Origin of the sequence: Streptomyces collinus, assembly GCF_031348265.1 — a bacterium.
Taxonomy (GTDB): domain Bacteria; phylum Actinomycetota; class Actinomycetes; order Streptomycetales; family Streptomycetaceae; genus Streptomyces; species Streptomyces collinus.
The window spans coordinates 7,823,343-7,846,255 of sequence record NZ_CP133771.1; the positions used below are offsets into that span (position 1 = coordinate 7,823,343).

The 22,913-nt window shown below is 69.4% G+C and carries 10 protein-coding genes and 1 pseudogene; 8 read left to right on the forward strand and 3 right to left on the reverse strand.

Annotated features, from left to right (window positions below):
- Positions 1-3 precede the first annotated feature (3 nt).
- Entirely contained in the window at positions 4-525 is a 522-nt protein-coding gene (locus tag RFN52_RS35235; RefSeq protein WP_374050192.1) for a GNAT family N-acetyltransferase, read from the forward strand.
- Here the strand turns inward: RFN52_RS35235 and argB are convergent.
- Positions 512-1,417 carry an acetylglutamate kinase gene (gene argB / locus RFN52_RS35240; protein ID WP_184852616.1) on the reverse strand — a complete coding sequence of 302 codons (906 nt, stop codon included), beginning with the start codon at positions 1,415-1,417 and terminating at the stop codon, positions 512-514. The genes RFN52_RS35235 and argB overlap by 14 nt on opposite strands.
- Positions 1,418-1,573: 156 nt before the next feature.
- Between argB and RFN52_RS35245 the strand changes: the two genes are divergently transcribed.
- The gene (locus RFN52_RS35245; RefSeq protein ID WP_184852619.1) at positions 1,574-1,897 is read left to right on the forward strand and encodes a deoxyxylulose-5-phosphate synthase; all 324 of its coding nucleotides are present in this window, start codon (positions 1,574-1,576) and stop codon (positions 1,895-1,897) included.
- Positions 1,898-1,911: 14 nt separating this feature from the next.
- Here RFN52_RS35245 and RFN52_RS35250 read toward each other — a convergent pair whose 3' ends face one another.
- Complete coding sequence (locus tag RFN52_RS35250) at positions 1,912-3,924, reverse strand: serine/threonine-protein kinase (protein ID WP_184852622.1); 2,013 nt, start codon at positions 3,922-3,924, stop codon at positions 1,912-1,914.
- Positions 3,925-4,542: 618 nt separating this feature from the next.
- On the opposite strand from RFN52_RS35250, the pseudogene RFN52_RS35255 reads away from it, so the two are divergent.
- Positions 4,543-6,429: pseudogene (locus tag RFN52_RS35255) on the forward strand (DUF2075 domain-containing protein).
- Between the two features lie 143 nt (positions 6,430-6,572).
- Here the strand turns inward: RFN52_RS35255 and RFN52_RS35260 are convergent.
- A complete protein-coding gene (locus RFN52_RS35260) occupies positions 6,573-6,698 on the reverse strand; it encodes a hypothetical protein (RefSeq protein WP_311241130.1) in 126 nt (41 codons plus the stop codon).
- Between the two features lie 205 nt (positions 6,699-6,903).
- On the opposite strand from RFN52_RS35260, the gene RFN52_RS35265 reads away from it, so the two are divergent.
- The 5 genes from RFN52_RS35265 (at position 6,904) to pglZ (ending at position 22,895) form a co-directional block, all read left to right on the forward strand.
- On the forward strand, positions 6,904-7,491 hold the full coding sequence (locus tag RFN52_RS35265) for a hypothetical protein (RefSeq protein ID WP_184852625.1): 588 nt from the start codon (positions 6,904-6,906) through the stop codon (positions 7,489-7,491).
- A 213-nt stretch (positions 7,492-7,704) separates the two neighbouring features.
- Positions 7,705-12,366, forward strand: a complete 4,662-nt coding sequence (gene pglW / locus RFN52_RS35270; RefSeq protein ID WP_184852628.1) for a BREX system serine/threonine kinase PglW — start codon at positions 7,705-7,707, stop codon at positions 12,364-12,366.
- A complete protein-coding gene (gene pglX, locus RFN52_RS35275; protein ID WP_184852631.1) occupies positions 12,363-15,971 on the forward strand; it encodes a BREX-2 system adenine-specific DNA-methyltransferase PglX in 3,609 nt (1,202 codons plus the stop codon). The genes pglW and pglX overlap by 4 nt, the downstream gene beginning before the upstream one ends.
- Positions 15,972-16,077: 106 nt before the next feature.
- On the forward strand, positions 16,078-19,974 hold the full coding sequence (gene pglY, locus RFN52_RS35280) for a BREX-2 system ATPase PglY (protein WP_184852634.1): 3,897 nt from the start codon (positions 16,078-16,080) through the stop codon (positions 19,972-19,974).
- Complete coding sequence (gene pglZ / locus RFN52_RS35285; protein WP_184852637.1) at positions 19,974-22,895, forward strand: BREX-2 system phosphatase PglZ; 2,922 nt, start codon at positions 19,974-19,976, stop codon at positions 22,893-22,895. The genes pglY and pglZ overlap by 1 nt, the downstream gene beginning before the upstream one ends.
- Positions 22,896-22,913 lie beyond the last annotated feature (18 nt).

Below are 22,913 nucleotides of genomic sequence, written 5' to 3' on the forward strand. Positions count from 1 at the left end.
CCCTTGACCACGGCCATGCCGCGCCCTGCCGCGCTGCCACGCGCCCTTGACGCACCGACACCCGCCCCGCGCACCGCCCGCCCGCACGAGGCCGCCGCCCTCGCCGCCCTGTCCCGGCCCTTCGTGCGCTCGGGCGCACTGCGCGAACGCCCCGTCTCCCTCTACGCCGCCCACGCGGCCGACTTCCTGGTCCTGGAGGCCTCTGACGGCACGCTCGACGGCTGCGTGGGCCTGCGTGCGTACCCCACGGACGCGCGGGAGGACGGCGAACTCGCGGGCGTCGTCTACAACTTCTGTGTGGCAGCACACCGCCAGGGGAGCGGAGCGGGAGCCGGGCTCTTACGCGCGGCGCTCGTCACGGCGCGCGCCCGGTCGCTCGGCTCCCTGTTCACGGCGACCACCGGGAGCGCCGGACTGTTCCTCCGCCACGGCTTCACGCCCACGACCGCGCACCGTGCGCCGCGGAGCTGGGCGAAGTCCCTGGACCCGCGGCGCGACGCGCGCGTCCTGATCAGGACCTGGTGACGGCGTCGGGCACCACGGTGGTGCCCGGGCTGGTCCCGGCGAGGACGCTGCGCAGCACCGCGTGCGGCACGCGCCCGTCCAGCACATGCGCCTTGCGCACCCCGCCGCGGACGGCCCGCAGACAGCCCTCCATCTTCGGCAGCATCCCGCTCGCCAGCCCGGGCAGCAGTCCGTCCAGCGCGCGGGCCGTCAGACGCCCGATGACCTCGGTGCTGCGCGGCCAGTCCGCGTACAGCCCCTCGACATCGGTGAGCATCACCAGCCGCTCCGCGTCGAGAGCGACGGCGAGGGCGGCCGCCGCGAGATCGGCGTTCACGTTGTAGACCTGCCCGTCCGCGCCGCGTGCGACGGGGGAGACGACGGGGATGTGGTCCTGCTCCAACAGGGCGCGCACCATGGCCGGGTTGACGTCCACGACGTCGCCGACGAGGCCGATGTCCACGGTCTCACCGTCCACGCGGGCCGGCCGCCGCACGGCGGTCATGGTGTGTGCGTCCTCCCCGGTCAGACCCACCGCGAAGGGCCCATGGGCGTTGATGTGACCGACCAGCTCCCGCTGGACACGCCCCGTCAGCACCATGCGCACCACGTCCATGGTCTCGGGCGTGGTCACCCGCAGCCCGGCCTCGAACCGGGTCTCCAGCCCGAGCCGTTCGAGCATCGCGCTGATCTGCGGTCCGCCGCCGTGCACGACGACCGGCCGCAGGCCCGCGTGCCACAGCTCCACCACGTCCTGGGCGAACGTCAGTTGAAGCTCCGGGTCCACCATGGCGTTGCCGCCGAACTTGACGACGACCACACGGCCGCGCAGTTCCTCGGGCCAAGGGAGTGGCCCGGCGAGCGGATCCCCATCACGGGCGGCTGTCACGGTCACGCGGACACTCCGTTTCATGGCGGGGCAGGTCCCGGGCGAAGTGGTGCCGCAGGTCATGCACGAAGTCCGTTAGATAAGGCTAACCTTACCAAGTGCCACGATCGAAGCGCAGGTGCCCGGGCAGGCTGCGAAAACTCCGTCGAGTTCCTCCCGGGTGCTGCCTACCCTGGCGGCATGGGACACGCGAAGACCTCCTACGTCTGCCAGCCCTGCCGGGCTTCGTACAAGCAGCCGTACGACAGGGACAGGCAGAGGATCTGCCCCCGTTGCGCGCAGCCGCTGATCCACGTGGGGTCCGCCTTCGCGGCACCCCGCCGCCGGGACACCGCGGCCTGGCGGACACTGTCCGTGCTGCTGCACGCCTGCGTCCGCTTCCACAAGAGCTGCTGCGGCGGGCCCGGTTACCGCCCCCGCACGCTGCGAGAGGTGCGCGAGCGGATGACGTTCGCCCGGCGCAGCGGCGTGCCCTTCGCCAGGGCACTCGTACGGCACTTCTGAACGAAGACGTCCGCTCAGGTTGGGCACTCGGCCCGCGTGGTGGCCGTACCCCAACGGATCATCAGATAGCCGGACCCGCCGATCTCCGCCACGGCGTAGCGAGAGTAGGGCCAGGCGCCTCCCGCACTCTCCCGTTCGCTCACCAGAGCCCGGCACGCCTCGCCGGCGGCCAGAGCCGCCCAGGACTCGACCTGCTCCTGGTTCCACTGCAGGTATTCCGACCAGACGTACATCACCGAGTCTTCGGGGTCGAAGCCCACCTTGATGTGCGCGTTGCCGAGCACACGGTCGGTGCCGAGCGTCTGGCGCATCCCGTTGGTACCCGTGATGATCTTTCTGGCGGTGCCGTCCGCGACCCGGATCTCCGCGCTGTCGGTACTGGGGATCATCGCCTGCCCCAGACCTTCTTCGTCCGGCTGCCAGCCCTGCGAACCGTCCGTGTCCTGCCCGGTGCCGTTGTCGGCGGCCGACCGGCAGCCGGTGTCGGTGACGAAGTCGTCCTGCCAGGTCACCCGCGGTTCCCGGCCCTGCTCCTCCTTCACCATGACGTACGTGCGGTACGGCAGGTCCGGGTGCAGCCGGAGGACGACGTCCCGCAGCGTCAGGCACATCGACCTGGCGATCTGCGTCTCCGCATACAGCGTCCCCTGCTCATCGGAGGCCAGCCGGTACGAGAGGTACACCTCCCGGCGCGACGCGTGGAACCGCACGGTCCCCGGAGTGAAGTCGGCGCTCTCGCCGAGGTCCTGCGCCTCGACACCCTGGTCGTGCAGGACCGCGCGCGCCACGTCGTGCTCCCCTGCGCCCTGTGCCGCTCGCGCCTGGTTCCAGCTCGCCGCACTCGCCGAGCTGCCGTTCGCGGCCTGCCGCTCCGCCTTCTCGTCCCCTTGCGCGGCGCTCGCCGAAGCCTGCCCGGATCCGGCCGAAGCCGGCGGTGACGCAGAGGCCGCGGACAGGGGTGTCTGACGGCCACCCCCAATGTCGCCGGGCAGCAGCGCCGCCACTCCTCCGGCCAGGCCGCCGACGACGCCTGCCGCGAGGGCGACGGCGGCTACGAGTCGCCTTCGGGATCGACCCCTGTCCGACGGAAGCTTCCAGACGGCGTCCTCCGCGGCCGGCACCTCCCAGGCGGCCGTGATCATGTCCGCGGCCGTCGCCGGTAACGCATCGGCACTCGCCGCCTGAGTGACCTGAGACGCCAAGAGCACCGCGCACTCCTGGGCGGCCTCGGCGGCTGACGGACGCTCACCCGGTTCCTGGGCCAGCGCCTTCTCCACGATCCGGCGCAGGGGCGCGGGGACACCGTCCAGGTCGGCCTCGCCCGACATCACGCGGAAGGCCACCACATCGGGCGCACCGGCCCCGAACGGCAGTCGGCCGGTGGCCGCATAGGCCACGAGCGCCCCCCACGCGAACACGTCACCCGCCGGACCCGCGGTGCCCTGACGGTACTGCTCGGGGCTGATCCAACCGGGGGTGCCGGTCATGACCCCCGTCCGGGTGACGCTGATTCCGTCGGCGGCGTGCGCGATACCGAAGTCCAGCACACGGGGGCCGACGGGCGTGAGCAGGACGTTCTGCGGCTTCACGTCACGGTGCACCACCCCCACGGCGTGAATGGCGGCCAGCGCCTGCGCGGTGGCGGCCGCGAACGCGTACGGGCTCCCTTCCGTGAGCGGCCCCTGCGTGAGCACGTGCTGGGTCAGTGTCGGTCCGGGGACGTAGACGGTGGCCAGCCACGGGGTCTGCGCGTCCGGATCGGCGGCGAGCAGGGGAACCACGTGCGGTCCGGTGACGCGGGAGGACAGTTCCACCTCACGCCGGAAACGGGCCCTGAACTCTGGATCCTGGGCCTGCTCGGGGTGGATCACCTTGACCGCGACGCGCATTCCGTCGGAGGCGACTCCGGCATGGACGGTGCCCATGCCGCCCGCGCCGAGACGGCCGATGATGCGGTAGGGGCCAATGCGGGAGGGGTCGCCCGGACGAGCCGGCTGAACTCTTCCGCCGGAGCCGATTTCGCTCACGAACACTTCCTTGAAACAGAGGGATGAAACGGGCAGAGCGGGGTGTCGATCGCACCCGGCGGACGCCGGGCGGACGGGATGTCGCTCACAACCGCCGTGCCGCGTGAACCCGGCTCATGGGGCCGGTCCGAAAAACGACACAGGCCGGCGAACTGCGCTACCCGGTCCTTCAGTTCGTCGAGGATCGGAGGTTCGGTTCGGCACCGGGCCACCCGTACCGCACGCCATCCGCCCCGTGGGGCACCCGACCCCGCGGCATCCCGATCATGGCGTCCAGCGCTCGCCCGTCCTCGGCACTGCCCTGTCGCATCGCGGTCCCTCCCCTGCCGTCGACCTGTGCGACGCGAGCCTATGCGGCTTTGCCCCCCAGGGGCGGTCGGATTGCCGGGTCACGCACCGCTCTGACGCCTGAGACGGCTTCGAGGCGGATCCGGAGGCCGTCCAGCGGTGACCGTGGTGGATTTGTGAGCCGGCACCGTCGCCCATGGTCGCCCCGATTGCCAGGTACCCTCGACTCATCGTCAACGCGGCCCGACGGGCTTCCGCTCCACCCCGGTGGAGTTTCGAAGGACATGCCCCCACCCGCACGAGTCTCTTCGTGCTGCCCGGGGGAAGTCCTTGCTGTTCCGCGCGTCCGCGAAAACGGTCGCCGTCATGGCGCTCGACGGTTCGCTGTTCCTGCACCTCACCGACAATTTCGTCCACATGCACGGCTACCGGCCCGGTACCTCGGAGCTGCGCTCCTGGGAGCGCAGCATCCCCGTCCTTGCCACCGCGCTCAACGACGCGGGCCTGGGTGACGTGGAGGTCATGCTGGAGTACGCGCTCCCGCTGAACAGCAAACGCGCCGACGTCGTCCTCGCCGGAGTTCACCCGGCCACAGGGGAGCCGTCGTACGTCGTGGTGGAACTCAAGCAGTGGAGCCAGGCCCTTCCCCACGAGGACGACCCCACCCTCTGCCATGTCGACGCCTACGCCCACCCGGTCCTCAACCCGATCGAGCAGGTGCGCCGCTACTGCGAGTACCTCGTCAACTTCAACGGGTCGGTGGCCGAACACCGCCACCGGGTCAACGGGGTGGCGTTCCTGCACAACGCTACCGAGTTCGGTGTGACCGGGCTGAGGGAGATCGAACGTGACGGTCACGGACTGCTCTTCACCGGGGAGCGCCGAGGCGCATTCCTCGATCACCTCCGTACCAGGCTGAGCGACAAGCACCCGGGGGCAGGGGCGGCGGACGAATTGTGTGCAGGCGTCGCCGTGCCGTCGAAGCAGTTGATGTCCGTGGCCGCCGAAGAAGTGCGGGAGCGTACGTAGTTCGTGCTCCTCGACGAGCAGCAGGTCGCGTACCGCATGGTGCTCAACGCGGTGCAGAAGGCGAAGAACGCCGACCGTAAGGAAGTCGTCATCGTCACGGGAGGACCCGGCACCGGAAAGAGCGTGATCGCCCTCCAACTGCTCGGAGAGCTCTACCGGCGTGGCGTACCAGCGCTGCACGCCACCGGCTCCCAGTCCTTCACCAAGACGATGCGGAAGATCGCTGGGGCCCGCAAGCGGGAAGTGCAGGACCTGTTCAAGTACTTCAACAGCTTCATGACCGCCGAGAAGAACAGCCTGGGCGCCCTGATCTGCGACGAGGCCCACCGCATCCGGGAGACCTCTGCCAACCGCTACACCCGCGCCGAGCACCGGACCGGCAGGGCCCAGATCGACGAACTCATCGACGTCGCCTACGTGCCCGTCTTCTTTCTCGACGAGCACCAGGTCGTGCGCCCGGGCGAGATGGGCACCGTCGCCGACATCAAGGAGGCGGCGGCGAAGCGGGACATCCCGTGCCACGTCGTACCCCTGGACAGCCAGTTCCGCTGCGGCGGAAGCGATGCCTACCTGCGCTGGGTGGTCCGACTCCTCGGACTGGAGCCCGGCGGACCGGTCACCTGGGAGCCCGACGGCCGCATGCAGCTCCTGGTTGCCGAGAGCCCTCAGGAGATGGAGGCGTTCCTGGAGGCCCGTCGAGCACAGGGCTACGGCGCCCGCATGTCCGCCGGCTACTGCTGGCGCTGGTCCCCGGAGCCCAGGCCCGGCGAGCCGCTGCCGCCCGATGTCGTCATCGGTGACTGGGCCCGCCCCTGGAACCTGCGCGGCGACCGCTCCGTCTCCGGCGCGCCTCCGGCCGCCCTGTGGGCCACCGACCCAGCCGGCTTCGGCCAGGTCGGCTGCGTCTACACCGCACAGGGCTTCGAGTACGACTGGTCCGGCGTCATCATCGGCCCCGATCTGCTCTGGCGCGGTGACCGCTGGGTCACCGATCGCACCGAGTCCAAGGACCCGGTGTTCAGGCGGTCCACCTCCGACGCCGACGTGGACCGCCTGATCCGCAACACCTACAAGGTGCTGCTCACCCGGGGCATGGTCGGCACAGTCGTGTACTCGACCGACTCGGAGACGCGGGCGAAGCTGAGGGAACTCGTGGGTGGTTCAGCGCGGGAGTCGGCTCGGGTGTGACAGCGGAGTGCACGGCAGGACAGCGCACTTGTCGTGAGTCGGCCAAGCCATTCCATTGAACTGGCTGAAAGGCGTTCGTTGTTTCCGGGACGAGTCGGTGCCTGTCAAAGATCACTGACACCGGTCGCGGCCCGACGGGCTTCCTACGTGGACACGCCCCACCCGCACGAGTTACTCGTGCCGTCGCTGCGCAGCTCGGCAGCGATCTCCAGTCGGACCGCGGCCAGCAGCTCGTCGACCGGATACGGCCGGTGTGACTCCTGCGCCATCCCCACCCCCGAGGTGATCGGCTCATCGCCCTGGCATGTGCCCAAGCCAGGGCACATGCCAGGGCGAGCCTATGCACACCGAGGCGAGGCAAGCGTGTTTCCGGTCAGCACTGGTTCCGGGGAGTTCTCCGGCCCTGCAGTCACCGACGTCGCTGAGCGCTAATGTGTCCGCTCCGACACGGTTCGTAGAACGGGAGGGGGACCCGTGAAGCTCACCTATCTCCGCTTCGAGGGCACGCCGGAGGAACTCGACGCGTCCCAGGTGGTTCGCGAGCTCGTCCAGCAGCTGCCCGGCACGGTCGACACCGCTCGCCCGACACCTCGGGTTGTCGCTGACCCCGACAGTGACGACGTCGTGGACTTCGGATGGCAAGTCGAGGGCGACGTGCCGGGGGTGGCGGACGAGGGGCAGGAGACGGTGAAGGCGCAGCTCGCCTTCAACCCCGCTGCGGAGCAGTTCATCGACTTCCTGGCGGAAGCCGGCTCCTGGGAGAGCGTCGGAGTGCACGGCATCAAGCGCAAGACGTGGCAGGAGGGCGATCCGCTCGACTATTCCGGGTACCTCCGCCTCCGCCGCAAGGGCAGCCAGTTCGGCGGTTTCGCCTATGCCTTCGCTTCCACGGGCGTGGTCAACTTTCGTCTGCTGCACAGCGATGAGATCGCGGAGCTGGCGCCGGACGCCTATCCGCTCGCAACTGGCCACCGCCGATACAGGGTGAACATTCAGATTCGTGACGAAAACACTCTGAAGCAGGCTCTCGCCCTGGCTGAACTCGCTTATGACGCCACGTAAAGGGTGTTTTACTCTCGTATGTCATTGATCAGGCGGCTTCTGTCGCCTGCTTCGGCAGGAGGCGGCACGAGCATCCAGCCCACGTGGGCTGGATGTCCTGTAGTCCTGTCCTTCACGGACTCTTCCCATGTACCAGGCAACCACTAGGATCTGCGACAGGCTCGACCTCGGGGAACGGCGGGCCTGAGAGGAACGGCACGAGTGGGGTTAGGCATGCGGCAAGGCCGGTGGGTCACGGTCACCGAGTCCGAGTTCGATCACGAACACCGCGGCCTGGAGGCGATCCGGGAGAAGCTACCGGACTCCGATCCCTGGCGGGCCTGGTCGAACTTCACGTTCACCGCGAACACCGGACACGTCCGCGAGGTCGACCTGCTGGTCGTCGCGCCCGGCGGAATGTACATGGTCGAACTGAAGGACTGGCACGGCTCAGTCACGTCCGAGAACGGCACCTGGGTGCAGACCACCCCCGGCGGCCGTCGGCGCACGCACGGTAACCCCCTGCACCTGGTCAACAAGAAGGCCAAGGAGCTGGCGAGCCTGCTCGGCCAGGGCCACGGCGCCCGCCGGGTGTGGGTCGGAGAAGCCGTCTGCTTCACGGACGACGCCCTGCGCGTACGCCTGCCCGCCCACGATCAGAACGGCGTATACACGGTCGCCGAGCTGGTCGACATGCTCAAGCAGCCCCCGCGTGACGAGCGGCGCCGCATCACCGCGATCGACTCCCGCGAGATCAAGACCGCGCTGGACCGCATCGGTATCCGCCGCAGCGAGGCCCAGTACAAGGTCGGCCCCTACGAGCTGGAGCGCACCCCCTTCGACTCCGGCCAGACCTGGGCCGACTACAAGGCGGCCCACACCGAGCTGCCCGAGCGCGCCCGCGTCCGCGTCTACCTCAGTGAGCGCGGCTCGGACGCCTCCCTGCGCCAGTCCGTGGAGAACGCCGCCCGCCGCGAGGCGGCCGTCCTGCAGCGCTTCCGGCACCCCGGCGTCGTCTCCTACCGGCAGTACTTCCCGACCGGCCACCCCTCCGGCCCCGCCCTCGTCTTCGACTACGACGACCGCACCATGAAGCTGGACGAGTACCTGGTCCAGTACGGCGAGAAGCTCGACATCCTCGGACGGATGGTGCTGGTCCGCCAGCTCGCCGAGACCATGCGCTCCGCGCACGCCCGCCGCATCCACCACCGTGCCCTGGCCGCCCGCTCCATCCACGTCTTGCCCCGCCCCGACGGCGGCCCCGGAAAGGCCGTCGGCGAGGAGGCCGCCTGGCTCAGCCCTCGGCTGAAGATCTCCGACTGGCAGATCGCCACCCAGCGCACCGGGGACTCCTCCCAGGGACAGGGCGCGACACGCCTCGCGCCGACCGCGCTGTCCGCGATGCACCTCGCCGACGACGAGGACCCCTACCTCGCCCCCGAGCTGACCGCCCTGCGCCCCGACCCCGTCTCCCTCGACGTTTACGGCCTCGGCGTCCTCACCTACCTGCTGGCCACCGGCAAGGCCCCGGCCGCCAGCCAGGCCGAACTGCGCGCCCGCCTGGAGGCGGGCGAGGGCCTGCGTCCCAGCTCGCTGGTGGACGGCCTGTCCGAGGACATCGACGAGCTGGTGCAGGCGGCCACCGCCTACAACCCGGACCAGCGCCTGCACAGCGTCGACGACTTCCTGGAGATGCTGGAGGTCGTCGAGGACTCCCTCACCGCCCCGGCCGCCGAGACCGCCGCCGAGGCGGTCGACGCACCGGAGAAGGACCCGCTGGACGCCGTCCCCGGCGACGTGCTCGCCGGCCGCTGGGAAGTCCGCCGCCGCCTCGGCACCGGCTCCACCAGCCGCGCCTTCCTCGTCCGCGACCTGGAGGCGGAGGCACGCAGGACGCGCCCGCTGGCCGTGCTGAAGGTCGCCCTGTCCGACAACCGGGGCGACATCCTCATCCGCGAGGCCGACGTGATGGGCCGCCTGCGCCCCCACTCGGGCATCATCCGCCTCGTCGAACCGGAACCGCTGAGCATCGCGGGCCGTACCGTCCTCGCGCTGGAGTACGTCGGCGACGAACGCGACGACAGCGTGGACGCGGTGGGCGAGCGGAAGGCCCCGCGTCGCCGCGAGGAGACCGTCGCCCGTCAGCTCCGCGACGACGGCCGGCTCCCGGTCGACCAGCTGGAGGCGTACGGCGACTACCTCTTCGGCGCCGTTGACTTCTTGGAGGGCGAGGGCGTCTGGCACCGCGACATCAAGCCGGACAATATCGCCATCCGCATCCGCCCCAACCGCACCCGCGAACTGGTCCTGATCGACTTCTCGCTCGCCGGCTACCCCGCCAAGAGCACCGACGCGGGCACGGAGGGCTACCTCGACCCGTTCGTCGACGTCATCACCCGCGGCTCCTACGACTCCCACGCCGAGCGGTACGCCGTAGCCGTCACCCTGCACCAGATGGCCAGCCGCGAGCTGCCCAAGTGGGGCGACGGCAGCGTGCTGCCCCGGATGACTGACGCGAAGGAGTGGCCGTACCCGACGATCGCCGCCGAGGCGTTCGACCCAGCCGTACGGGACGGGCTCGTCGCCTTCTTCCGGAAGGCACTGCACCGCGACGCGAGCAAGCGGTTCCCTGAGCTGAAGCCCATGCGGGACGCCTGGCGCAAGATCTTCCTCGACGCCTCGCAGACCGTCCCCTCCAGCCACCGCACGCGCCACACGGCGACGTCCTCCGAGGCGGGGGCCGACGGCGGAGCCGTGCAGCGCGGCGTCATCGCGGACGCCGAGCCGGAGACCGCCGAGCAGCAGCGCGACCGCCTGGCCGCCGAGGTCGCCCTCGACACCCCGCTGAGCGTCTCCGGCCTCACGGGCGCCGCCCAGTCCTTCCTCTACGGCCTCGGCATCACCACGGTCGGCGGGCTCCTGGACTACAGCCGCCGCAAGCTCGTCAACGCCCCCGGCCTGGGCGCCAAGACTCGCAACGAGGTGCAGAAGCGCCAGCGGGAGTGGGGCGAGAAGCTGCGCGAGACGCCCGTCTCGCCGCTCACACCCGAAGGCCGGGCGGAGGCCAAGGAGGAGCTGGACCAGCTCACCGCAGCCGAGTCCGCCCTCGCGGATACCCTGGCGACGAGCGATGCGGCCGGCGGCCTGTCGGCGCGCGCCCTGCGCTCCATCAGCCTCGACGCACTCGCCACGATCTTCGTGCCGGTCGTCAACAACAACGGCTCCAACCGCAACAAGGCCGAGATGGTCCGGCTGCTGCTGCGCCTGCCCGACGAGCACGGCCTGCTGCCGGAAATCGGCGTCTGGCCCAAGCAGAAGGACGTCGCCGCGGCGCTGAACCTGAGCGCGGGCCGCATTCCGCAGATGCTCAAGGAGGAGCGCAAGCGCTGGAAGAGCGACCGGGCGGTCCAAGCCCTGCGCTCCGAGATCCTCGAGCTGCTCGCGGGCATGGGCCGGGTCGCGTCGGCGGTGGAGATCGCGGACGCCCTCGCCGTCCGGCGAGGCAGCCAGCTCGCCGGGCGTGAGCAGCGCCGGGCGCTGGCGCTGGCGGCGGTACGGGCCGTCGTCGAGGTCGAGCAACTCGTCCCGGACGAGGCGGAGTTCCAGCATCAGCCCAACCGCAAGGCGACGGAGGAGTCGCTGGGCGCCGGCCTGCTGGCCCTGGACGTCCGCGAGGACGACGCCCCGGACACCCCGACCGCGCCGGGCCTCTTGGACTACGCGAGCCGTCTCGGCCGTACGGCGGACCGGCTGGCCCGGCTGGACACCCTGCCGACGGCTGCCACCGTACTGGCGGAGCTGGGCGCGCTGGAGATGCCGCCCGGCACCGTCGACTGGGACGAGCGCCGCATGGTCGAACTGGCCGCCGCAGCCTCCGTGAACGCGGCGGCGACCCCGCGCCTGGAGATCTACCCGCGCGACCTGTCGCTGGTACGGGCGCTGCGGCTCACGCAGGCCGGTCTGGTGCGCTGGATCCCGGGCAAGCCGGAGGCGACGCAGCCGGGCCTGACCGGCGAGGAGATCCACGAGCGGCTGCGGGCCCGCTTCCCCGAGCTGACGGTGCCCGACGGTCGCGGCGGGCTCACCCACGACCTGCCCACCGCTGGCCCGCTGACCAAGGCCCTGCGCGAGGCCGGCTTCGAGCTGTCGCTCGGCACGCGGGAGGACACGAAGACCCTGCGCTACCTGCCGACGCGGGTGGACGACGCGTCCAGCTACCTCACGACGGGTGCCTGGCGGCAGTCCACGCGTACGGGCGCGGTGACGCGGTACGCCGATGACCCGCTGCTCGCGAGCGCGGTGCGCGCGGAGGAACGGCTGGTCGCCTCCGCGCGGCGGGACGGCTACCGGGTGCTGACCGTGAGCCAGCGGCTCGTACGGGACGCCATACGAGAACTGGGTGCCGAACGGCTGGGCGCCGAGGCCGTCTCGGTGACCGAGCTGTTCATCGAGGCCCTGCACGCCCAGGTCACCCCGGGCACCAAACCGACGTGGGAGACCCTGCTCAAGGCGGACGTCGCCAAGCCGGGCTCGACGGGCGCGCTGCGGTTCGCCGACTACGCGCAGACGGCGTGGGGTGCGGTCGCGCCGCGCATCGAGGAACGGCTCGGCGCCGGGAGCGGACCGGTGCTGCTGACGGAGGCCGGGGTGTTCGCCCGGTACGACGCGATGGGCGTCCTGCATCGGCTCGCTTCGGTGGCCCGGCGGGGCGGCCGTGGACTGTGGTTGCTCGTTCCCCAGAGCGACCCGGCGCGCGAGCCCCGGCTCGGGCAGGTGGCTGTGCCTTATCAGGCCGGCCTGGGGGAGTGGATTCAGCTTCCGGACACGTGGGTGGACAACGTCCATCGCGGGTCCGGCAAGGTAGTGGTGCGTAGTGTCGAGGGAGACGCGAAGTGATCGACCGCAAGGCTCTGTTGAACGACCTGAAGCAGCAGGTCAAGGCGGTCGAGACCGACCTCGGCAAGCAGGTGAAGGCGCTGGGGGACGTCGGGGCGCGGCTGCGCGCCGAGTACGACCAGGCGCGCAAGCTGGGGCGCACGGCGGCGACGTGGACCTCGTGGCTCGACGAGCGGGTCACGCAGGTCGCTGTGGCGTGGGTGCTGGGCACGGTGTTCGTCCGCTTCTGCGAGGACAACCGGCTGATCCCGGAGCCGTATCTGACGGGTGCGGATGGTGACCGGCGGGAACTGGCGGAGGCGCGGTACGACGCGTACGTGGAGATGGAGGAGGACCCGACCTACCGCGGCTGGTTGGAGAAGGCCTTCGAGGAACTGGGGGCGGGCCAGGCGGGCCGGCTGTTGTTCGACAAGCGGCATAATCCGCTGTACCAGATTCCGCTGTCGCATGATGGTGCGCGGGAGTTGGTGGAGTTCTGGCGGCAGCGCGACGACGCGGGTGTCCTCATTCACGACTTTACGGACCCACTGAACGAGGACGGTACGGAAGGGTGGGACACGCGATTCTTGGGCGATCTGTACCAGTGGTTGAGTGAGGCCGCACGGAAGACGTACGCACTTCTTCAGACACCAGAGTTTGTGGAGGAGTTCATCCTCGACCGAACGATGACCCCGGCGGTGCGGGAGTTCGGCTATGAAGAACTGAAGGTAATCGACCCTACGTGTGGGTCGGGACACTTTGTGCTGGGAGCGTTCCGGCGGCTGGTCCGACTGTGGGCCGAGGGCCAGCCGGGGCGTGACCTGTACGAGCGGGTGCGGGGTGCGCTGGAATCGGTACACGGTGTGGACGTCAACCCGTTTGCTGTGGCTATTGCCCGGTTCCGGCTACTCGTTGCCGCATTGGCAGCAGGTGGTGTGCGGACACTAGGGGATGCGGCGAAATACGAGTGGCCGCTCCACTTGGCTGTTGGAGATTCACTCATCAAGTCTCGGCAGCTGGGGCTGTTTGACGGTGTAGAAGGTCAGGACGGCCTGGCCACCTTCGCCTATGCCACGGAAGACCTGCACGATGAGCATCCTGGAATTTTGCAACAGGGTCGCTACCACGTGGTGGTCGGCAACCCGCCATACATCACGGTTAAAGATAAAAATCTGAATGCAGTGTACCGGGAACTCTATCCCGACGTGTGTGCAGGCAAATATGCACTGTCGGTGCCGTTTGCGCAGAGATTCTTCGAGCTGGCTAAACGTGGCGATGCTGATGGGCGCGGTTATGGCATGGTCGGCCAGCTCACTGCTAATTCTTTCATGAAACGGGAATTCGGCACCAAGCTAATCGAGGGCTTCTTCGGGCATGCGGTGGAGTTGACTGAGGTCATCGACACCTCGGGCGCCTACATTCCCGGGCACGGAACACCGACGGTCATCCTTGTGGGCATGCGGCGTAGTGGCATTCAGCGTTTGAACACTATTCGCACCGTGCGAAGTGTCCGAGGTGAGCCGGCAGCCCCGAAAAGGGCGGATGATGGTCTAGTTTGGCGAGCAATTGTCGAGCAAATCGATAAGCCGGGGTCGGTGAGTCAGTGGGTGTCGGTGGATGACCTGGAGCGGAAGCGGTACTTCAGTAAGCAGCCATGGATTTTGGGCGACGGCGGACTGGAGATGGTTGAGCAGCTACGGGAAAGTTCTGTGGGGCGACTGTCCGGTATGGTCGAATCGATCGGGTTCGCTGCTATCACGGGGGATGATGATTTCTTCGTATTGCCGTATCCGTTGGCTTCTTGGATCCGTCACCGTGATGCGCCTTGCCGCTCTTTTGTTACCGGTGATCAGGTGCGTGATTGGGGCTGCCTCCATGCTGCCGATGTCATCTTTCCTTCGGCGGCTAGTCAGAATGAGCGGGCCAACTTGGAGGAGTACACACTATGGAAAGGTCGGCATGTGCTGCGCAATGGGCTCATGTTCTCCACCACTAAAGAGCAGAGAAGCCTACCGTGGTCCAACTATGCATTCCATCATGAGGCTCGTCTAAATGCTAAATTCCTGATCGCATTCCCGTTCGTGGCCACGCATAATCATTTCTCGCTTGGTCGCGGAGATCGGGTGTTTAATCGCCATGCGCCAGTGATTAAGCTGCAAGAAAGTATGGGCGAGGAGGACTACCTTCGGTTGCTTGGGTTGCTAAACAGCTCCACGGCTGGGTTCTGGCTTAAGCAGGTGAGTCATAATAAGGGCAGTACAGTGGATTCCAAGGGCGCCCGGCAGTCAACGATCCCCTTTGAGGATTTCTATGAGTTCACCGGAACCAAGCTGCAAGATTTCCCGCTGCCCGCCGAGTATCCCACCGCCCTTGCTGCTATCATCGACACTTTGGGACAGCAGCTTGCTGCCGCCAGCCCCGTCGCTGTAATCGCTGAAATCACCCCTACGGCTAGCAACCTCCGTGAGACCAAGGTCCGCTGGGAGTCCACCCGTGCCCGCATGATTGCTCTTCAGGAGGAGTTGGACTGGCAGGTCTACTCTCTTTATAACCTTCACTCCAAAGACCTTCGCGTCTCCGAGGACCCCGACGAACCCAACATTCCCGCCCTCGCCCTCGGTGAGCGTGCCTTCGAGATCGTCCTCGCGCGCCGCGTAGCCGCAGGCGAGGCCAGTGACGAGTGGTTCAAGCGGCACAACTCCAAGCCCATCACGGAGATCCCCGCTCACTGGCCTGCGCCCTACCGCGAGATCGTCCAGAAACGCATCGACGCCATCGAGTCGAACCGTGCTATCGGCATGGTCGAGCGACCCGAGTACAAGCGCCGCTGGGCCACCGAAGGCTGGGACGCACTCCAGGAGAAGGCCCTCCGCTCCTGGCTGCTCGACCGTATGGAGAACCGCGACCACTGGTTCGACGAGAACGGTCAGCCGACCATCCTCACCCTCTCCCGCCTCACCGACGCTCTCTCGCGCGACGAGGGCTTCGTCTCCGTGGCCAAGCTGTATGCGCCCCGCAAGGATCTCCCCAAGGTCGTCGCGGAGTTGATCACCGACGAGCACGTGCCGTTCCTCTCCGCGCTGCGCTACAAGCCCGCCGGGCTGAAGAAGCGCGCCGACTGGGAGGCAGTTTGGGACCTCCAGCGCAAGGAGGACGCCGCGCCCGACGAGCCGGCCAAGCGGAAGATCCGGGACTCCATCCCCGTTCCGCCGAAGTACACCTCGGCCGACTTCCTGCGCGCCTCCTACTGGAAGGCGCGCGGCAAGCTGGACGTGCCCAAGGAGCGGTTCATCTCCTACGGGCAGACCAACGCCGCCACCCCCGAGCTGTACGGCTGGGCCGGCTGGGACCACCGCGAGCAGGCGCAGGCCCTGGCGACGTACTTCACCAACACCGCGCTGACCTCCGAAGAGATCACGCCGTTCCTCGCCGGCCTGCTGGAACTGCAGCCGTGGCTGTACCAGTGGCACAACGAGTTCGACCTGCTCTACAGCGGTTCCCCGGCGGACTTCTTCGCCGGTTACCGCCAGCAGTTGCAGGGCGAGCACGGTCTCACCGACGACGACCTGCGCGCCTGGCGTCCCCCGGCCGCCACCCGAGGTCGCCGCGCCGCCCCGAAGAAGTAGCCCCGGAGGCGGCGGCCAACCACCCAGCCTCGGCCGCCGTCTCCCACCACCCCGTCCTTCCGCAGCCCCATCCCGTGCCGCACCCGTAAGGAGAGCGAGACACACCATGGCCCAGCAGCCGCTCCTCCGCGATGTCATCGACATCAAGGAGTCCATCTCCACCTCGGACTTCGTGCTGTCCCTCGCCGAGGCCACGACTCCCGAGGGCGCTGAGCATGCCCTCAAGGACTACGTCGTCACGGAGCGGCTGCTGGAGAACTTCGACGAGGCCCTCGACCTCATCAAGGCCGCGCTGGACGGGGACCGCTCGAAGGCCGCCTACCTGCACGGTTCCTTCGGTTCCGGTAAGTCGCACTTCATGGCCGTGTTGTACTCGCTGCTCAGCGGCAACCCGGCCGCCCGCGCCCGCACCGAGTTCGACTCCGTACTCACCAAGCACGAGTGGCTCGGCACGGACGGCAAGAAGTTCCTGCTCGTGCCGTACCACATGCTCGGTGCCAAGGCCCTCGAACAGCGCGTGCTCGGCGGCTATGTACGTCACGTCAAGCGGCTGCACCCCGAGGCGTCCACTCCGCAGGTGTACCGGACGGACGGCCTGTTCGACGACATCCGGGCCGACCGCGCCAGCTACGGCGATGCGGCCGTCATCCAGCGCCTCAGCTCCGGAGAGTCCGACGACGGTGACGAGGACGAGTGGGGCGAAAGTTTCACCTGGACGCCGGACCTCCTCGACACGGCGCTGACCGCTGAGGAGGTGCACGAGGCCGGTGAGGTCCTCAATCTGGTCAACCCCTCCACTCCCTCCGAGCTGCGAGCACGCCTCGTCCAGGACGCGATCACGCGCCTCTCGCCCAGCTTCGCCAAGAACGCCGCCGAGGACGAGCACGGGTTCATCTCCCTCGACGCCGGTCTCTCCGTCATCGCCGAGCACGCCAAGTCGCTCGGTTACGACGGGCTGATCCTCTTCATGGACGAGCTGATCCTCTGGCTCGCCACTCTCATCCACGACGAGAAGTTCGTGGCCCGCGAGGCCAGCAAGATCACGAACTTCGTGGAAGGCGGCGACGCCCGCCGCGCCATCCCCGTCGTGTCGTTCATCGCCCGACAGCGCGACCTGCGCGAGCTGGTCGGCGAGGAGGTGTCCGGGGCGGCCGAGTCGTCCATCCAGGACACCCTCAATCTGGCCTCTGGGCGGTTCGACAAGATCACCCTAGAGGACCGCAATCTCCCGCAGATCGCCCACGCCCGTCTCCTCAAGCCGAAGAACGCCGAGGCGGAGCGCCTCATCGACGCGGCCTTCGAGCAGACCAAGCGGGTCGGCACCCAGGTGTGGGACACGCTGCTCGGCTCAGACAAGGGCACGACCGGCGCGGACGCGGAGTCGTTCCGGCTGACGTATCCTTTCTCGCCGGCGTTCATGGACACCCTCGTCCACATCTCGTCCGCGCTGCAGCGCTCCCGTACCGGTCTGAAGCTGATGGGCCAGCTCCTCGCCGACCACCGCGACGAGATCCGGCTCGGCCAGCTCATCCCCGTCGGCGACCTGTACCCGGTGATCGCGGAGGGCGGCGACAAGCCGTTCACCGACAGCCTCAAGGTGGTCTTCGAGGCCGCCGACAAGCTGTACAAGACCAAGCTCCGACCGTACCTGCTCAGCTCGTACGACATCACCGAGGACGACATCGATCAGTACCTGAACCGGCCCGACACCCTTGGCGACCCGCAACTGACCAACCGCTGCCGCCTGTTCGTCGGCGACAACCGGCTCGTGTGCACACTGCTGCTGTCCGCGCTCGCGCCCAGCGTGCCCGCCCTGTCCGAGCTGACGATCCGCCGGCTCGGCGCGCTGAACCACGGGTCGGTCATGGCACCGATCCCGGGCAGCGAGGTCGGCATCATCAAGAACAAGGTCGCCGAATGGGCGGCCCGGTTCCCCGAGATCAAGGAGACCGGCACCGACACCAACCCCGGTGTCCGGCTGGAACTGTCCGGAGTCGACGTCGACTCCGTCATCGCCAACGCCCAGGTCAACGACAACCCCGGCAACCGCGTCTCCCTCGCCCGGCGGCTGCTGTCGGAGGAACTGGGCGTCGAGCACGGCCAGTTCGCCGACGAGCTGAGCTTCGTCTGGCGCGGCACCGCCCGCACCGCCGAGGTCGTCTTCGGCAACGTCGCCGACGAGGACGAGCTGCCCGACCACGACCTGATGCCGCAGCAGGACGGCTGCTGGCGGATCGCCATAGACCTTCCCTTCGACGAGGGGGAATGGGGGCCCGTCGAGGACGCCAACCGCATGCAGCGGCTGCGTGAACGCCAACAGGGCGAGCGGTCCCGCAGCATCGCCTGGCTGCCCGCGCACCTGTCCGCGCAGCGCCTCGCCGACTTCCGGCGGCTCGTCGTCATCGACAAGGCCCTCGCCGACGAGCACCGCTTCGACACCCAGTACGCCGGCCACCTCAACGCCGACAACCGCAGCCGTGCCAAGGGCCTGCTGGAGACCCAGCGGGACGCCTTGCTCAAGCAGGTCAAGGGCGCGTTCAAGCAGGCGTACGGGCTCGCGCAGAAGCAGGCCGCCGACGTGGTGGTCGACTTCGACGACCACCTGGTGGCACTGCCCGACGTCGACGACCTGACCCTGTCCTTCGGACAGTCCCTGCACGACGGCATCCGGCACGTGGCGGGCAAGCTGCTCGCCCACCAGTACCCGGCCCACCCCAACCTCGACCCCGACGTGGCCGGCACCGCCGTGAAGCCCGTCGACGCGCGCAAGGTGTTCACCCACGTACGGGCCGCCGCCGAGGCGCGCGACGGACGCGTCGAGGTTCCGGCGGGCGACCGCAAGCTGATGCAGCGCGTCGCCGGACCGCTGCGCCTCGGACAGCAGAAGGAGGCGTACTTCGAGCTGTCCCGCTACTGGGCCGACCACTTCCGGCAGCTCGCCAGCGCCCAGGGCGCCACCGGCGACCTCACGTTGATCACGCTCACCGACTGGACCGACCAGCCCGAGCCGCGCGGCCTGCCCGACTTCCTCGCCCGGCTCGTCGTCGCCTCGTTCGCCGAGATGGACGACCGGGTGTGGGTGCGCGGCGGCACCGTCCTCGACCCCGCGCCCGAACTCTCCGCGATCAAGGACCACGACGCGCTGCGCAGCCAGCCCCTGCCCAGCGAGGACGACTGGACCACGGCACGGCAGCGCTACGAGACGATCTTCGGGCAGAAGGCGCCCACCCTGCGCCGCGGGCGCATGGTCAACCAGTTCGCCCGCCAGATCGTCGAGTCCGCCCGCTCCCTCAAGGAGGACGCCGCCGAACTCGTCCGACGGCTGGAGGAGCACTCCACCTTCCTCGGCCTCGACGAGACCGACGACACCGGCCGTCTCGCCCTCGCCCGGCGCTCCCTCCAGTTCCTGGAGACGCTCACCGGCGGCGCGGCGCAGAGCGGAGCCGGGGCAAAGAAGACCGTGGAGGCACTCGCCGCTTTCGACCTGGGCGAGGTCAGCGCCGACCGGTACGGCACCTCCGTCAAGCAGGCCGGCGGTGTCGCCCGCGCCGTGACCGAGGCGTCCTGGCACACCCTCGAACTCGGCATCGGCCTCGGTGCGGAGGGCGCGGCCCTGCTCGACTCGCTGCGCAACGTGGCCCGCGGCGACCAGCGCACCGCAGACCTGCGCGAGGCGCTGAAGCGCACCGAGCGGGAGATCCTGGCCCTCATCAAGCGCAACCAGGCGGCGGCCACCCCGCCGCCCGCCCCCGTCACACCCCCGGCGGCCAAGGACCCGGTCAAGCCCGACGACCTGTCCCTGAACACGCCGACGAGCGACCCGCGCATCCCCTTCACCCAGCAGCCCACCGCCACCCAAGGCACCGGCACGGCAGGGCAGTCCGCAGGCCGCCGCACCACCACCGCCCGTCAGGCGGTCAAGGCGCTGGAGTCGGAGCTGACCGAGCTGGCGAAGAACAACCCGGAAGCCACCATCGAGATCACCTGGCGGGTGGTCGACTGATGACCACCACCGCTCCCGTCTCCGATTCCGCCGTACCGGGCGCGGTTCGGCTGAACACCGCGACCGTCACCCAGTACCTCTCCTCCCAGCCGCAGCTCGCCGCCTCCCTCCGGCCAGGAGGGGAGGACCGGCGCAGGGCCGTCCTGCTGCGCTCCGCGCCACAGTGGGACGGACCCGCCGAGCCCGCCTGGGCCGAGGGCCGCACCGCACGCGTCGCAGCCGCACTGTCCCCGCTCGCCGTCCACGAACTGGTCCTGGACCACCTCGCGGGCCGCACCCCCGGCCCCGCCGTCCTCGTCGTCCTCACCGACCGCGAACAGCACGAACTCGACCCCGCGATCCTCGCCCGCGTCCACAAGAAGGCCATCGACACCGTCGACGGCTGGGACGTGGTCCGGGAGGCTTTCGGCGCCCGGCAGATCGACCCGCGCCTGAAGGACGCCAACTGGGCCGCCGAGGCCCTGCTCGACGCCACCCCGCCCGGCGGCTGGCCGCCCGTCTCCGGCGGCTGGCTCTCCCGGCAGTACGCCCTCACCGCGCTCGCCCAGCGCCGTCTGCGCCTCGGCCGCTACGACACCGACAGCGCGGTCGCCCCCGCTCAGCGACCCGGTGACGAACGGCTCGACGCGCAGACCCTGCTGGACTGGTCCACCCGCGCGGGCGGCCCCGAACGGCTTCTCGGGCTGCGCGGCCCCGAACGGACCGGACTCGCCGCCTTCCTCGCCGAGGACGACCAGGCCGGACTCGCCGGGCGCGCCCTGCTCGCCCTCGTCGACGCCGAACGCGGAGCCGACGCGGTAGCCTTCGGCCTGGTGTGCGCGGCTCTGTGGGAGCACGCCGAGCCCGCTCCCGAGACGTATCAGGCCCGCGGCCGGGCCGAGCGCTACTTCGGAGACCGGCCTCCGGCCACCGGTGACCAGCTCGACACGCTGGTGTCCGTCTTCGGCCGGGCCGCCGAGAAGTACGTCGTCGCCCTGCTCGCCACCGGCCACCGGACCGCCGGCACGACGGACCCGGACCGGGCGCGCGAGGCCCGCCGACTGACCGGCATCGTCCTCGACCGGGCCGGGGTCCTGGCCCGGCAGTTCGGCGCGGAGAAGGCCGTCGAGTCCAGCCCGGTGATGACCGGCGGGCTCGATGCCCGGTTCACCGCCGTGGGCCACGCCCTTGCCGCAGCCGCCGACACGGACGCGGTGGCGGACGCCGTACGGCACCTGGCGGAGCACGAACTCGCCGGTGACCCGGAGGAGTCCGCCCGTATCGAACGGGCCCGGATGGGCCAGCGACTCGCTCGCTGGCTGGCCACCGAACCGCCTGCCGAGTCGCCCACCGTGGGCGACGCCATAAAGCGGCACGTCTCCGAGACCGGCTGGGTCGACCTGGCCCTCGAACACATCGAGGCCGGCGGCGACCCCGACCCGGTGCTGAAGGCCGCGTACGACGCTCTGGGCACCCGGGTCCGTGAACGGCGCCGCGCGCTCGACGCCTCCTTCGCCCGCGCACTCGCCGTCTGGACCGAGTCCGGCACCCAGCCAGGCTCGATGCTGACCGTGGAGACTTTCCTCGACCAGGTGGTGAAGCCCGTCGTCCACCATGGCGAGGGACGGCGCGTGCTGCTCCTCGTCCTGGACGGCATGAGCGCCGCCATCGGCAACGAACTCGGTGAGGAACTGCGCGGCACCTGGGCCGAGTTCGACCCTCTGCCTCTGGGGACACCGCAGCGTCGCGCCATGGCCGCGGCATTGCCCACCCTCACTGCTGTGTCCCGTACCTCCCTGTTCGCCGGTCGGCTGATGAAGGGCGCCCAGGCCGACGAGAAGCGGTTGTTCCCCGCACACAAGCTGTGGGGCGGTGCTCCGGCCGCCGTTTTCCACAAGGACGACCTGCGCGCCGAGCAGGCCGGGGACACCTTCGGTCCCGCCCTCACCGAAGCGCTCACCGACGGCAAGACACACGTCGCGGTCGTCCTCAACACCATCGACGACCGGCTCGCCAAGGAGCAGAAGCTCGGCGACGGCGCCTGGCACGTCGATCATGTCGCCGGGCTGCGTGACCTGTTGCGGGTGGCTGCCGCCCAGGGCATGGCGGTCATCCTCACCAGCGACCACGGGCACGTCGTCGACCGGCATGGTGTGAAGGTGGAGGCGACGGAACCGCCGTCCGCCCGGCACCGTCTCCCCGGCGGTGGCCCGCTCGCCGAGCAGGAGATCACGCTGTCCGGTCCCCGGGTCGTCTGGCCGGAGCCCGGTGCGACCATCGTCGCCCTGTGGGACGTCGACTCCCGCTACACCTCACTCAAGGCCGGCTACCATGGTGGCGCTTCGCTCGCTGAGTTCACCATCCCGGTGCTTGCGTTCCTGCCCTTCGGCGCGGAACCGCCCCAAGGGTGGCGCGAGTTGGGGGAGCAGCGGCCGGAGTGGTGGTCCACCGGCACGCGGACCGCTGATCCTGTCGCGGCCCGTCCGGTGGCCCAGGCCGCAGTCCCGACGAAGAAGACGGCGGCCAAGCCGAAGAAGGAACAGGCCGAGCTCGCGAAGACCCACGACGCCCTCTTCGACGTGGCCGTCACGGCGGGTGGCGACGACACACTCGTCACCCCCACCCTGGTCTCCCCGGATGAGACCTTGGTCAACGGCCTCCTCACTTCGGAGACCTACCAGGCCCAGCTGGGGCTCTTGGCCCGCAAGCCGCCGCAGGAACAGATCAGGAAGGCGCTCGCGACCCTCGTCGACGCGGGCACCCTCCCGGTCACGGCCCTCGCCCAGCGCGTCGGGCTGCCGCCCACACGGGGCGACGGTTTCGCGGCCGTCCTGCGGCAGCTTCTCAACTATGACGGGGTCCAGGTCCTGGAGACCCTCCCCGACGGCCGCACGCTTCGGCTGCACACGGCCCTGCTGAGGGACCAGTTCGAGCTGCGGTAGAGGTGAGGTGCTTCGCTC